This is a genomic window from Pseudoduganella namucuonensis, assembly GCF_900116645.1.
GTDB lineage: Bacteria > Pseudomonadota > Gammaproteobacteria > Burkholderiales > Burkholderiaceae_D > Rugamonas > Rugamonas namucuonensis.
The window spans coordinates 105,653-119,536 of sequence record NZ_FPBO01000007.1; the positions used below are offsets into that span (position 1 = coordinate 105,653).

Annotated in this window: 12 protein-coding genes and 1 other RNA gene; 5 read left to right on the plus strand and 8 right to left on the minus strand. The window is 65.6% G+C overall.

All coding sequences use genetic code 11. The features are described from left to right. Positions 1-62: 62 nt before the first annotated feature. From cmk to gyrA, 8 genes are all read right to left on the minus strand, one after another. Positions 63-734: a (d)CMP kinase gene (gene cmk / locus BM436_RS09780; RefSeq protein WP_093555323.1), complete on the minus strand. Its 672-nt coding sequence runs from the start codon at positions 732-734 to the stop codon at positions 63-65. Between the two features lie 78 nt (positions 735-812). Then, positions 813-2,177 (minus strand): 3-phosphoshikimate 1-carboxyvinyltransferase, encoded by a 1,365-nt coding sequence (gene aroA / locus BM436_RS09785; RefSeq protein WP_093555324.1) that lies wholly within the window; start codon positions 2,175-2,177, stop codon positions 813-815. 10 nt (positions 2,178-2,187) lie between these two features. Beyond that, positions 2,188-3,087 (minus strand): prephenate dehydrogenase, encoded by a 900-nt coding sequence (locus BM436_RS09790; protein WP_093555325.1) that lies wholly within the window; start codon positions 3,085-3,087, stop codon positions 2,188-2,190. After that, positions 3,080-4,198 (minus strand): histidinol-phosphate transaminase, encoded by a 1,119-nt coding sequence (hisC, locus tag BM436_RS09795; RefSeq protein ID WP_093555326.1) that lies wholly within the window; start codon positions 4,196-4,198, stop codon positions 3,080-3,082. Before hisC ends, BM436_RS09790 begins: the two co-directional genes overlap by 8 nt. A gap of 14 nt (positions 4,199-4,212) precedes the next feature. Then, entirely contained in the window at positions 4,213-5,286 is a 1,074-nt protein-coding gene (gene pheA / locus BM436_RS09800; RefSeq protein WP_093555327.1) for a prephenate dehydratase, read from the minus strand. A gap of 38 nt (positions 5,287-5,324) precedes the next feature. Continuing rightward, positions 5,325-6,407 carry a 3-phosphoserine/phosphohydroxythreonine transaminase gene (gene serC, locus BM436_RS09805; RefSeq protein ID WP_093555328.1) on the minus strand — a complete coding sequence of 361 codons (1,083 nt, stop codon included), beginning with the start codon at positions 6,405-6,407 and terminating at the stop codon, positions 5,325-5,327. Positions 6,408-6,439: 32 nt separating this feature from the next. Beyond that, positions 6,440-6,976 carry a DUF2059 domain-containing protein gene (locus BM436_RS09810; RefSeq protein WP_093555329.1) on the minus strand — a complete coding sequence of 179 codons (537 nt, stop codon included), beginning with the start codon at positions 6,974-6,976 and terminating at the stop codon, positions 6,440-6,442. Between the two features lie 113 nt (positions 6,977-7,089). Beyond that, positions 7,090-9,744 (minus strand): DNA gyrase subunit A, encoded by a 2,655-nt coding sequence (gene gyrA / locus BM436_RS09815; RefSeq protein WP_093555330.1) that lies wholly within the window; start codon positions 9,742-9,744, stop codon positions 7,090-7,092. A 383-nt stretch (positions 9,745-10,127) separates the two neighbouring features. On the opposite strand from gyrA, the gene ompA reads away from it, so the two are divergent. The 5 genes from ompA to ssrA all read left to right on the plus strand — a co-directional run bounded on the left by ompA (position 10,128) and on the right by ssrA (position 13,834). Further along, positions 10,128-10,847, plus strand: a complete 720-nt coding sequence (gene ompA / locus BM436_RS09820) for an outer membrane protein OmpA (RefSeq protein ID WP_093555331.1) — start codon at positions 10,128-10,130, stop codon at positions 10,845-10,847. Positions 10,848-10,977: 130 nt separating this feature from the next. Further along, on the plus strand, positions 10,978-11,673 hold the full coding sequence (gene ubiG / locus BM436_RS09825) for a bifunctional 2-polyprenyl-6-hydroxyphenol methylase/3-demethylubiquinol 3-O-methyltransferase UbiG (RefSeq protein WP_093555332.1): 696 nt from the start codon (positions 10,978-10,980) through the stop codon (positions 11,671-11,673). A 12-nt stretch (positions 11,674-11,685) separates the two neighbouring features. After that, positions 11,686-12,384, plus strand: a complete 699-nt coding sequence (locus tag BM436_RS09830) for an HAD family hydrolase (RefSeq protein ID WP_093555333.1) — start codon at positions 11,686-11,688, stop codon at positions 12,382-12,384. Positions 12,385-12,475: 91 nt separating this feature from the next. Further along, positions 12,476-13,435: a hypothetical protein gene (locus BM436_RS09835; RefSeq protein WP_093555334.1), complete on the plus strand. Its 960-nt coding sequence runs from the start codon at positions 12,476-12,478 to the stop codon at positions 13,433-13,435. Between the two features lie 39 nt (positions 13,436-13,474). Further along, positions 13,475-13,834, plus strand: a transfer-messenger RNA (tmRNA) gene (gene ssrA, locus BM436_RS09840). The last annotated feature ends 50 nt before the right edge of the window (positions 13,835-13,884 follow it).

Here is a 13,884-nt window from a genome sequence, read left to right on the forward strand (position 1 = left end):
CATGCGGCTTCAACTGGGTTAGGTTAATCAAATACCAAGGCAATCAGAGCGTGCCCGGCACCCTACGATTTCCCGATGGCCGCATGCCACTGCAACACCTGGGCGACCGCCGCTTCGACGGTCATTTCCGAGGTGTCCAGCACATGCGCCCCCTCTGCGGGGACCAGCGGCGCGATGGCCCGGTTCGTATCCCGGTCATCCCGCGCCTTCAAATCCATCAGGAGGTCTTCCATATTAGCAGAAAATCCCTTAGCTATCAATTGCTTATATCGACGCTCCGCGCGCGCCTGGACGCTGGCGGTCAAAAACACCTTCATCGAGGCGTTCGGGAAGATCACCGTGCCCATGTCGCGCCCGTCCGCCACCAGTCCGGGCGCCTTGCGGAAACCCAGCTGCACGCCGTACAGCGCCTGGCGCACGGCGGGGAAGGCGGCGATTTTCGACGCCGTGTTGCCGACGTTTTCCTGCCGGATCGCGTCGGTGACGTTTTCATGCGACAGGAACACGGCGTCCCCGGTGAAACTGATGTGCAGATGCTCGGCCAGCTTGGCCAGCGCGTGCTCGTCGGTCAGGCTGGTGTCGCGGCGGATCGCCTGCAGCGCGGTCAAACGGTAGAGCGCGCCCGAGTCCAGCAGGTGGAAGCCGAGGTGTTCGGCCACCTTGTGCGCGACGGTGCCCTTGCCGGATGCGGTGGGACCGTCGATGGTGATGACGGGGATGGTGGATGTCGGCATAGGTTGGTTGCTCGAAAACCGGGGACAGACCACGTTTTTCGGGAAATGTTGCTCCGAAACCGTGGTCTGACCCCGGTTTTAAATTAAGTTGTCGTGGGCGATGCCCGCGAAGGCGGCGAAGTAGTCCGGGAAGGTCTTGGCCACGCATTTCGGGTCGTTGATGCGGATGGTGTTGCCGCGCCGCGCGGCGCCGTCCAGCGACGCCAGCGAGAAGCACATGGCCATGCGGTGGTCGTCGTAGGTGTCGATGGCGGCCGTGCCGATCACGGCCGGCGGCGTCACCTTCAGGTAGTCGGCGCCCTCCTCCACCTCGGCGCCCAGCTTGCGCAGCTCGGTGGCCATGGCGGCGATGCGGTCGGTCTCCTTCACGCGCCAGCTGGCGATGTTGCGCAAGGTGGTGGTGCCCTCGGCGTACAGCGCGGCCACGGCGATGGTCATCGCGGCGTCCGGGATGTGGTTGAAGTCCAGGTCCACCGCCTTCAGCGGGCCAGAGGATTTGGCCTCGATCCAGTTGTCGCCCATGGTGATCCGGGCGCCCATCTGTTCCAACGCCTCGGCGAAGCGCACGTCGCCCTGGATCGAGTCGCGGCCCACGCCCTCGACCCGCACCGGGCCGCCGGCGATCGCGCCGGCCGCCAGGAAGTAGGACGCCGACGAGGCGTCGCCCTCGACGTGGATGGTGCCGGGGCTCTTGTAGCTCTGGCCGGCCCGCACCGTGAACGCGGCCCAGCCGTCCTGCTCGACCGTCACGCCGAAGCGGCGCATCAGGTTCAGCGTGATCTCGATGTAGGGCTTGGAAATGAGCTCGCCGACCACGTCGATGGTGACGTCGTGGCCGCGCGCCATCAGCGGCGCCACCATCAGCAGCGCGGTCAGGAACTGGCTGGAGACGTCGCCGCGCACCGACAGGCGGGCCGCCGTGATGTGGCCCTTGTGGATGTGCAGCGGCGGGTAGCCGGGATTGCCGGTGTATTCGATTTGCGCGCCGACGGCGTTGAGCGCGTCCACCAGGTCGCCGATCGGGCGCTCGTGCATGCGCTGCACGCCGTGCAGCGTGTAGTCGCCGCCGATCACGGCCAACGCCGCCGTCAGCGGGCGGATCGCGGTGCCGGCGTTGCCCATGAAGAGGTCGGCCTTGTGGTTCGGGAAGGCGACGCCGGCCGCCCCGCCCGCGCCCCGCACGCGGTGCACCTGGTGCACGCCCGCGTCGGGACCCAGGTCCTCCTGGGTCCAGTGCACGCCCAGCGCCGTCAGGGCGCTCAGCATCACGGCGGTGTCGTCGGAGGCCAGCAGGTCGACGATCTTCGTCTCGCCCTCGGCCAGCGCGGACAGCAGCAGGATGCGGTTGGAAATGCTCTTCGAGCCGGGCAGGCGCACCACGCCTTCGACGTGCATCACCGGCTTCAGGTCGATGTGGTGGGGATAGTGTTTTTGCTGCGTCATGCCGATTCCTTTATTCTGCTTGGTCTTGTGCTGGCGGCGCCTCGGCCGCCTCGATGGTGGCGATCCAGCGCTCGCGCGCCTCGCGCGCGTTGCCGTACACCGCCTGCAGCCCCGCGCCGTCGCCGGCGGCCAGCTGCGCGCGCATGCGGGCCAGCTGCGCCATGTAGGCGTCCAGCTCCGTCAGCAGCGCGGCCTGGTTGGCCAGGCTGATGTCGCGCCACATCTCCGGCGAGCTGCCGGCGATGCGGGTGAAGTCGCGGAAGCCGCTGGCGGCGTACTGGAACAGCAGCTCGGCGTGCGGCTTGTGGGCGATGTCGTCGACCAGCGCGTAGGCCAGCAGGTGCGGCAGGTGGCTGACGGCGGCGAACACCTTGTCGTGCTCCTCCGCCGTGAGGCGGTGGATGATGGCGCCGCAGGCGCGCCAGGCGGCGGCCACCAGTTCCACGTCGCGCTCGTCGTTTTCGGCCAGCGGCGTGAGCACCACCTTCTTGCCCCGGTACAGGTCGGGGATGGCCGCGTCCGGACCGTTGCTTTCGCGCCCGGCGATGGGGTGGCCGGGCACGAAGCGCCCGGCTTTGTCGCCCAGCGCCACGCGCGCGGCGGCGGCGGCGTCGGACTTGGTGCTGCCGGCGTCCGTCACCACGATGCGCGCGTCCAGGTGCGGCCGCAGCGCCTCGAGAATGGGGCCGGTCTGCGCCACCGGGGCCGCCAGCAGCACCAGGTCGGCGTCCTTGACGGCGGTGGCGATGTCGTCGCCGACGACGTCGATGATGCCCAGTTCCAGCGCGCGCTGCAGCGACGCCCGCGAACGCCCCATGCCGACGATGGTGCCGACCGCGCCCGCCTCTTTCAGCGCGCGCGCGAACGAGCCGCCGATCAGGCCCACGCCGAAGATGACGACCTTATTCACGGTCGCCGGCCAGCGCTTTTTGCAGCGCGGCGATGAGGATGGCGTTTTCCCGCGGCAGGCCGATGGAGATGCGCAGCCATTCGGGCAGGCCGTAGTTGCCGACCGGGCGCACGATCACGCCCTGCTTGAGCAGCGCCAGGTTGACGCGCGCGCCGGCGGCCAGGTCCTTGCCCACCTTGACCAGCACGAAATTGCCGTAGGACGGCACGTATTCCAGGCCCATCTGCTCGAACGCCTCGACGAACTGCTGGTAGCCGGCGGCGTTGTTGCGCGCGCCGCGCTCCAGGAACGCGCTGTCGTTCAGCGCCGCGATGGCGGCGGCCTGCGCCAGCGAATTCACGTTGAAGGGCTGGCGCACGCGGTTCATCAGGTCCGTCAGCGCCGGCTGGGCGATGCCGAAGCCCACGCGCAGGCCCGCCAGGCCGTAGGCCTTGGAGAAGGTGCGCGACACCATCAGGTTGGGATAGCGCTTGACCCAGGCGGCGGAGTCGTACTGGTCCTCCTCCGCCAGGTATTCGTTGTAGGCCTCGTCCAGCACCACCACCACGTTGGCCGGCACTTTCCGCAGGAAGGCCTCGATCTCGACGCCGGGGATGAAGGTGCCGGTCGGGTTGTTCGGGTTGGCGATGAAGACCAGGCGGGTGTCGGCGTCGATCGCCGCCGCCATGGCCTCCAGGTCGTGGCCGTGGTTCCTGGCCGGCACCACGATGTGGCGCGCGCCTATGCCCTGGGTGGCCAGCGCGTAGACGGCGAACGAGTACTGCGCGTAGACGACGGCCTGGTCCTTCTCGACGAAGGCCTTGGCGGCCAGTTCCAGGATGTCGTTGCTGCCGTTGCCGAGGGTGATCCAGTCGGCGGGCACGTCGTAGCGCTTGGACAGCGCCGCTTTCAGTTCGAAGCCGTTGGCGTCCGGGTAGCGGCCCAGTTCGGCGGCGGCCGCGGCCATCGCCTCCTTGGCCGATTCGGGCACGCCGAACGGGTTTTCATTGGACGCCAGTTTGACGATGGCGTCCTCGTCGAGGCCGAACTCGCGCGCCACCTCGGAGATCGGTTTGCCCGCCTGGTATGGGGCGATGGCGCGGACGTAATCGGGACCGTATTGCTTGGACATGGATGCCTCTAAAATTAAGTCAGACTAAGCGGGTAGGAACCCAGCACTTTGAAGAACGCGGCCTGGTCTTTCAGTTCCGCCATGGCCTTGGCGACGGCCGGCTCGTGCACATGGCCCTCCACGTCCACGTAGAAATAGTATTCCCAGGTGCCCATGCGGGCCGGGCGCGATTCGAAGCGCGTCATCGACACGTTGTGCTTGGCCAGCGGCGCCAGCAGCTGGTACACGGCGCCGGCCTTGTTCGGCACGGCCAGCACGATGGAGGTCTGGTCCTTGCCCGACGGGAGCGTCTGCAGATGGCCGATCACGGCGAAGCGCGTGCGGTTGTGCGGATCGTCCTGGATGTGCGGCTTGACCACGCCCAGCTTGTACTGGGTGCCTGCGATCTCGCTGGCGATGGCCGCCATGGCCGGGTCCTCGCCCGCCATGCGCGCCGCCTCGGCGTTGGAGGCCACCGCGCGCCGCTCCAGGTTCGGGTAGTTCTGGTTCAGCCACACCTGGCACTGCGCCAGCGCCTGCGAATGGGCGCAGATCACGCGCACGCCGTCCATGCCGCCGGTCTTGCTCATCAGGCTGTGGTGGACCGGGATCGCGACCTCGCCGCTGATCAGCAGCGTGGTTTGCAGCATCAGGTCCAGCGTGCGGTTGATGGCGCCCTCGGACGAGTTCTCCACCGGCACCACGCCGAAATCGGCGGTGCCGGCCTCGGTGGCGCGGAACACCTCGTCGATGGAGGCGCAGGGCAGGCCCTCGACGGCGCTGCCGAACTGCTGGTACACGGCCTGCTCGCTGAAGGTGCCGACCGGGCCGAGATAGGCCACCGTGACGCGCTTTTCCAGCGCGCGGCAGGCCGACATGATTTCACGGAAGATGGTCTGCACGTCGCCGGCGACCATGGGGCCGGGATTGCGGTCGGCCACGCCGCGCAGCACTTGCGCCTCGCGCTCGGGGCGGAACACGGGGGCGTTGGTCTCGGCCTTCACGTGGCCGACTTCCTGCGCCACCTTGGCGCGCTGGTTCAACAGGGCGAGGATCTGCGCGTCGATCGCGTCGATCTGCTCGCGCAGGGGTTTGAGTTTGTCTGTCATGGTCTGCGGGGGAAGGGAAACGGGCGCCGAACGGGCGTTCAGCGGCCCGCGAATTCGTTCAGGTAATCGACCAGGGCTTGCACACCCTCGATCGGCATCGCGTTGTAGATCGATGCGCGCATACCGCCGACGGACTTGTGGCCCTTCAGTTGCAGCAGGCCGCGCTCTTTAGCGCCGGCCAGGAATGCCTCGTTCTTGCTTTCGTCGCGCAGGTAGAACGGTACGTTCATGCGCGAGCGGTATTCTTTTTGCACACGATTCTGGTAGAAATCGTCCGCGTCCAGCGCCGCGTACAGCAGCGCCGCTTTTTCGATGTTGCGGCGCTCCATCTCGGCCACGCCGCCCTGGCGCTTGAGCCACTGGAACACCAGGCCGGCGATGTAGATGCCGTAGGTGGGCGGCGTGTTGTACATCGATTCGTTGTCGGCCACGTTCTTGAAGTCGAAGGCGGACGGCGTGTAGGGCACGGCCTTGCCGAGCAGGTCCTCGCGCACGATCACCACCGTCACGCCGGCCGGGCCGATGTTCTTTTGCGCGCCGCCGAAGATCACGCCGTACCTGGCCACGTCCACGGGACGGGACAGGATGTGCGAGGACATGTCGGCCACCAGCGTGGTCGCGCCCTGCGCCGTCGGCACGAAGTCGATCTCGACGCCGTCGATGGTCTCGTTGGTGCACAGGTGCAGATAGGCCGCGCCCGGGGTCAGCTTCCATTCGGACTGCGGCGGCACGAAGGTGTAGCCGTTGTCCTTGGCGGTAGCGGCCACGTTCACCTTGGCGTAGCGCGCCGCCTCCTTGATCGATTTGCTGGACCAGGAACCGGTCTGCACGAAGTCTATCGTGGCGTCGCCATTGCCGATCAAATTCATCGGGATGACGGCGTTCTGCGACAGCCCGCCGCCCTGCATGAACAGGATCTTGTAGTTGTCCGGCACGGCCAGCAGCTCGCGCAGGTCGCGCTCGGCCGCGCGGTAGATGGAAATGAACTCCGGACCGCGGTGGCTCATCTCCATGACGGACATCCCACTACCCTGCCAGTCAAGCATTTCGGCGGCTGCCTGGGCCAGCACTTCCTTGGGCAGCACGGCGGGGCCGGCGGAGAAATTGTAAATGTTCGTCACGGTATGGTTTCCTATTCTGTTACATGTTCAGTTTACTTCGCCAGGCCGGCGTCCTGCGCCAGCTTGGCGATGCGCGGCATCATGACCTTCTGGCCGGCCGCCATGGACTCCTGCATCACCTTGGGCATGGTGGACAGCATTTTCGCGCCCACCGGGGTGCGGTAGAAGGCGGTCACCTGCTTCATCTCGTCGGCGGTGTAATTGCGGGCGTAGATGGCCATCGTCTCCTGCTCCATCTCCTCGGCCAGCTTGGGGTCGTTGAACACGGCGTTCATCGAGGCCAGCACCTTGGGCATCTGCTCTTCCATGCGGGCCAGCTCCTTGCGCTTCTGCTCCGCGTCCAGCTTGGGGTTGGCGTTGATGCCGGCCTCGCCCATCTGGCGCAGCATCTGCGGCAGTTGCTGGGTCATTTGCTGCATCGACGCGCGCATCACCGCGCGCATGTTCATGGTCTCCATCAGCTCCTTCACGGCGGCCGCGGTTTCGGGCGTCGCCGCGTTCTGCGCGTGGACGGGGGCGCCGGCGGCGAAGGCCAGGACGGCGACTGCGGAGAGGACGAGTTTTTTCAAGTGCGTTCCTTTTTAGGATGAAACAACGAAAAACAACGAAAGCGGGGCCAGTATCATTGTCGCATCAAACCGCGAAAACGACACCGGCCCCGCCTGACAACCACTACGCGCGCTTATTCAGCGGCGGGCTCCGATGGCTCCGATGGCGCCGCCGGCGCCGAATCCGGACCCGGTTCCAGGTCCACCTCGTCGATGTCGGTTTCCACGATGCGCTGCAGGCCGGACAGCTTGGTGCCGTCCTCCACCGCGATCAGGGTCACGCCCTGGGTCGCGCGGCCCATCTCGCGGATCTCGGACACGCGGGTACGGATCAAGACGCCGCCGGTCGTGATCAGCATGATCTCGTCGGTGGTGTCGACCAGGGTCGCCGCCACCACCTTGCCGTTGCGCTCGGAGGTCTGGATGGCGATCATGCCCTTGGTGCCGCGGCCGTGGCGGGTGTACTCGGTGATCGGGGTGCGCTTGCCGAAACCGTTCTCGGTCGCGGTCAGCACCGACTGCTGCTCGTTCTCGGCCACCAGCAGCGCGATCACGTTCTGGCCCTCGTCCAGGTTCATGCCGCGCACGCCGCGCGCCGTGCGGCCCATCGGACGCACGTCGTTCTCGTCGAAGCGCACCGCCTTGCCGGAGTCGGAGAACAGCATCACGTCGTGCTGGCCGTCGGTCAGCGCGGCGCCGATCAGGAAGTCGCCCTCGTCCAGGTCCACGGCGATGATGCCGGCCTTGCGCGGGTTGCTGAAGTCCTTCAGCGGCGTCTTCTTCACGGTGCCCAGGCTGGTGGACATGAACACGTAGTGGTCTTCCGGGAAGGTGCGGTTCTCGCCCGACAGCGGCAGCACCACGGTGATCTTCTCGTTGTCCTGCAGCGGGAACATGTTCACGATCGGCTTGCCGCGCGAGTTGCGCGAGCCCTGCGGCACTTCCCACACCTTCAGCCAGTACATGCGGCCGCGGTTGGAGAAGCACAGGATGTAGTCGTGCGTGTTGGCGATGAACAGCTGGTCGATCCAGTCCTCGTCCTTGGTGGCCATGGCCTGCTTGCCGCGGCCGCCGCGCTTCTGCGCGCGGTACTCGGAGATCGGCTGCGCCTTCATGTAGCCCAGGTGCGACAGGGTGACCACCATGTCCTGCGGCGTGATCAGGTCCTCGGTCTCCAGGTCGGTCGCGTTGTGCTCGATGGTCGAGCGGCGCGCGTCCTTGCTGCCGTATTCCAGCTGCGCGGCGGTCATCTCGTCGGTGATGATGGTGGTCACGCGGGCCGGCTTGGACAGGATGTCCAGCAGGTCGGCGATCAGCGCCATCACGTCCTTGTACTCGTTGACGATCTTGTCCTGTTCCAGGCCGGTCAGGCGCTGCAGGCGCATCTGCAGGATTTCCTGCGCCTGGTCGTCGGACAGCTTGTACAGGCCGTCCGGCTGCAGGCCGTAGTGGCGCGGCAGGTGCTCGGGGCGGAAGGCCTCGATGCCGGCCTGGCCCTCGTCGCCGGTGCGGGCCAGCATTTCGCGCACGATGGACGAATCCCAGCCGCGCGCCATCAGTTCGGTTTTCGCCACCGGCGGCGTCGGCGCCGCCTTGATGATGGCGATGAAGTCGTCGATGTTGGCCAGCGCGACCGCCAAGCCCTCCAGCACGTGGCCGCGCTCGCGCGCCTTGCGCAGCTCGAACACGGTGCGGCGCGTGACCACTTCGCGGCGGTGCGACAGGAAGCACTGCAGCATTTCCTTCAGGTTCAGCAGCTTGGGCTGGCCGTCCACCAGGGCCACCATGTTCATGCCGAAGGTGTCCTGCAACTGGGTCTGCTTGTACAGGTTGTTGAGCACCACTTCCGGCACTTCGCCGCGTTTCAGCTCGATCACCACGCGCATGCCCGACTTGTCGGACTCGTCGCGGATGTCGGAAATGCCCTCCAGCTTCTTGTCGCGCACGTTCTCGGCGATGCGCTCGAGCAGGGACTTCTTGTTGACCTGGTAGGGCAGCTCGTCGACGATGATGGCGGTGCGGCCGCCGTCCTTGCCGTATTCCTCGAAGTGGGTCTTGGCGCGCATCACCACGCGGCCGCGGCCGGTGCGGTAGCCGTCGCGCACGCCGGACACGCCGTAGATGATGCCGGCGGTCGGGAAGTCGGGCGCCGGGATCAGCTCGATCAGCTCGTCGATGGTGCATTCCGGGTTGCGCAGCACGTGCAGCGCGCCGTTGATCACCTCGGTCAGATTGTGCGGCGGGATGTTGGTCGCCATGCCCACCGCGATGCCGGACGAACCGTTGATCAGCAGGTTGGGGATGCGGGTCGGCAGGACGGTCGGCTCTTTTTCCTTGCCGTCGTAGTTGGGCGCGAAGTCAACCGTGTCCTTGTCGATGTCGGCCAGCATTTCGCCGGCGATCTTGTCCAGGCGGCACTCGGTGTAACGCATCGCGGCGGCGTTGTCGCCGTCGACCGAGCCGAAGTTGCCCTGGCCGTCGACCAGCATGTAGCGCAGCGAGAAGTCCTGCGCCATGCGCACCAGCGTGTCGTAGATGGAGGCGTCGCCGTGCGGGTGGTACTTGCCCATGACCTCGCCGACCACGCGCGCGCATTTGACGTAGGGGCGGTTCCAGACGTTGTTCAGTTCGTGCATCCCGAACAGGACGCGGCGGTGTACCGGCTTCAGGCCGTCGCGCGCGTCCGGCAAGGCACGGCCCACGATCACGCTCATGGCGTAATCGAGGTAGCTCTTGCGCATCTCTTCTTCGAGGGAAATAGGGATTGTTTCTTTTGCGAATTGATCCATTGGTGGGTCGTCTGTTCTTTACTGAGGTTGACTTATCTGTTACGCACGCTGACGTAGTGTTACCCGCTGTCCGCAGACAAGCGTACGATTTTAGCATGGCGGCGCGCCGGCCCCATGTAATTCGCCTGACATATTTCCCCGTTAAGATTCCGCCAAGCGTTGCGCAAACACAACAGTTTGACCTAATTTGGTCAGTTGCGGGGCGGATTCAATTTGCGCCGTTTTTACGCCCAGGCAAACCCTATGGCAAAATGGACGAGAAGTTAATTGCTTGTTTCGCAATCGGGACCGGCGCGTGTATGGGGCCTTGTGGTAGGATGCGCCCCAAAGTTAGTAAAGTCGCGCAGTTTTACTGCGGATATCACCCCGAAAGGAAGAAAAATATGAAAAAAATCATCGCCTCGCTCTTCGCCGTATCGGCCGTGATGGCCGGCTCGGCAATCGCCCAGCAGCCAACCCAGCCACCGTTCGCTCCAGTGACCACGGACATCAAGGCCCCGACGCCGAAAAGCGCGTATGTGCAAGATGCCCGCGGCGTTATCGCCCGCGATCCCTTCGGCCTGTGCTGGCGCACCGGCTACTGGACCCCGGCCGACGCCGTGCCAGGTTGCGACCTGCCGCTGTGCGTAGAGCCGGAGAAGCTGGTCGACGGCAAGTGCGTCGCGCCTCCACCGCCAGTGGCCCCGGCCCCCGCCCCGGCACCGGCCCCCGCCCCGGCCAAGCCTGTTCCGGTCGCGCCGACCTCGGAGAAAGTCAGCTTCGCGGCCGACGCCTTCTTCGACTTCGACAAGGCCGTGCTGAAGCCTGAAGGCAAGCAGAAACTGGACGACCTGAGCTCGAAACTGGGCGCGATCAACCTGGAAGTCATCATCGCCGTGGGCCACACCGACTCCGTGGGCACCGACGAGTACAACCAGAAACTGTCGATCCGCCGCTCGGAAGCCGTGAAGGCCTACCTGGTGTCCAAAGGCGTGGAAGCGAACCGCGTGTACACCGAAGGCAAGGGCGAGAAACAGCCGGTTGACGACAACAAGACCGCCGCCGGCCGCGCCAAAAACCGCCGCGTGGAAATCGAAGTCGTCGGCACCCGCAGCGTCAAGTAAGCCGCTGTAAGAGATGTGCAAGCCGCCCGGTTCGCGCCGGGCGGTTTTTTTTCGCCCCGAAAAACACCCCTGGGGTATTTTTTGGGGGCCGCGCTTTGGCGCGCGGCAAAATCCCGCTATGATGCCGACTATGAACGCCGACCCACTCGAACTCCAAAAATTTAGCGAACTGGCCCACCGGTGGTGGGACCCCACGTCCGAATTCCGCCCCCTGCACGAAATCAACCCGCTGCGCCTGGAATGGATCAACGCGCGCGCCCCGCTGGCGGGCCGGAACGTGATCGACATCGGCTGCGGCGGCGGCATCCTGTCCGAATCGATGGCGCGCAAGGGCGCCAAGGTGACCGGCATCGACCTGTCCGAGAAGGCGCTGAAGGTGGCCGACCTGCACAGCCTGGAATCGGGCGTGCAGGTGCGCTACAAGCTGATCGCCGCCGAGGACATGGCCGCCCAGGAGGCCGGCCAGTACGACGTGGTGACCTGCATGGAAATGCTGGAACACGTGCCCGACCCGGCCGCCATCGTGCGCGCCGCGTTCGCGCTGGCCAAGCCGGGCGGCAAGGTGTTCTTCTCCACGCTGAACCGCAATCCCAAGGCCTACCTGTTCGCCGTGATCGGCGCCGAATACCTGCTGCGCATGCTGCCCAAGGGCACGCACGACTACGCCAAGTTCATCACGCCGGCCGAACTGTCGCAGTACGCGCGCAGCGCCGGCCTGCAGGTGGACGGCCTGAAAGGGCTGGGCTACAACCCCCTGACCAAGATCTACTCGCTGAACGACGACACCAGCGTCAACTACATGGTCGCAACCAGCCGTCCGGCATAACCATCCCATCGTATGAGCCTCCCAGTCCCCCACACCGCGCCGCGCGCCATCCTGTTCGACCTCGACGGCACCCTGGCCGACACCGCGCCCGACCTCGCCGCCGCCGTCAACCTGCTGCGCGCCGCGCGCGGCCTGGAGGACACGCCATACGAGCTGCTGCGCCCCACCGCCTCGGCCGGCGCGCGCGGCATGATAGGCGCCGCCTTCGGCCTGATGCCGCACGACGCGGGCTTCGACGAGCTGCGCGACGGCTTCCTGGACAACTACGCGGCCGCCATCGCCGTGCGCAGCACGCTGTTCGACGGCGTCGCCGAGTTGCTGTCCGGGCTGGAGGCCGCCGGCCTGGCCTGGGGCATCGTCACCAACAAGCCGGCCCGCTTCACCGACCCGCTGGTGCCGCTGATCGGCCTGCAGCACGCCGGCTGCGTGGTGTCCGGCGACACCACCGCCCACGCCAAGCCGCATCCGCTGCCGCTGCTGGAGGCGGCGCGCCGCATCGGCATCGCGCCCGAGCAATGCTGGTACGTGGGCGACGACCTGCGCGACATCCAGGCCGGCCACGCCGCCGGCATGGTCACGGTGGCCTGCGCCTGGGGCTACTGCGGCGCCACCGAGCCGGCCGGCTGGGGCGCGCACCACTTGCTGGAAACACCACAAGCCTTGTTAAAACTCGTACAATCGACGCTCGCGTCCACGCCGCTAGCGGCATAACAGTTAGCTTGCGAACATTGCCGTACGGCAATTATGGGCGTACTATTGGGGCAGGTGACTATCAACCCCTAACTGATTACCGGAGCAACCCATGACTAGCGACGACTTGATCGCCGACGCCGCTGCGCAGAGTTATCTGCCGCAGAGCTGGGATGTGACCGCTACCGAGCCCAAATTCTACTGGTACGACCTGATCACGGACTTCCCCCCCGTGCCCGACTTCCGCGACCCGCTGGGGCGCTACCTGCGGCGCATGCAGTTCGCGATCGAGGCGACGCTGGACAAGCGCCTGCTGTACCTGCTGGTGAGCCGTCCGCGGCTGCGCTTCGACCTCAAGCGCGGCACCAGCTGGGGCTTCTTCTCGCTCAAGCTGACGGTGCCGCTGCTGGTGGGCCCGAACCAGGACCGCGAATCGGTCACGATCGACCTCAAGGTCCCCGACGACGCCACACTGAAAAAGCCGACGGTGCAGATGTTCGACAAGTTCATCACCCTGAACTGGGGCTCGCTGATCGAGACCTACACCGCGCACGACCTGCTGCAAGCCTTCGACATCAAGATGAGTTTCCCCAGCCGGGTGCACTACGTCGGCCAGACGCACGACCCGGCTGGCCGGCTGCTGAAGGGCCGGCTGAGCAGCGTGAACCGCATCTGCGACCGCAACCAGCCCGACTACGACAACTTCCTGCTGGTGCAGCGGCTCAACATCAACACCTTCGGCGCCAAGCACCCGTCCGACGACGGCTCCGAGCAGGCCCAGGAGCAGTTGCTGAAGGAGCGGATGGACGCCATCGAATGCGTGCTGATCCAGTATTTCGAGGACGAGACGCGCAAGACGCGCAGTCCGCGGGAACAGCTCGCGCGGCAGACGCGGCTGCGCAACCTGCAGAACTCGCACCGGCTGGTGGGCATGCGGGTGGACCTCGGCATGGAAGTGTCCAGTTCCTTCCAGCGGCTGTACTCCGACAAGGTGGGCGAATCCGACCACCACGTGTTCGAATGCACGCTGCAGGAAGGGCAAGCCACGTTCCGGAAGCCCGCCAAAGCATAACGCCACGTCGTGGAAGAATCGGGTACAATGAAGTTCTGTGGGGACGACCTGGCTTCGACGTGGGTTGCAAAGCAGAACAGGGCATACCGAGGGCTGGTTACCTCGTAAATACACCCAGAAATCAATAACTGCAAACGATAACTCGTACGCACTGGCAGCTTAATTGCTGTTAGCTCCTCAACACCTCGTCCCTGGGGTGGGCCGTTAAAAGCTGAGGAGTCATTTACAGGGAATCGCGCTACAACGGGTCACTTGAAGTAGCGTTAAATCCAAGGTGAATCGCCTTTACGGAACGTGCACATCCGTGCCGTACGGGTTAAATTAAATGATAGTGCTAAGTATGTAGAACTGTCTGTAGAGTGCTTGCGGACGCGGGTTCGATTCCCGCCGTCTCCACCACCGAACAAAAAAATTGGGCCCCAAGCGCAAGCTTGGGGCCCAATTTTTTT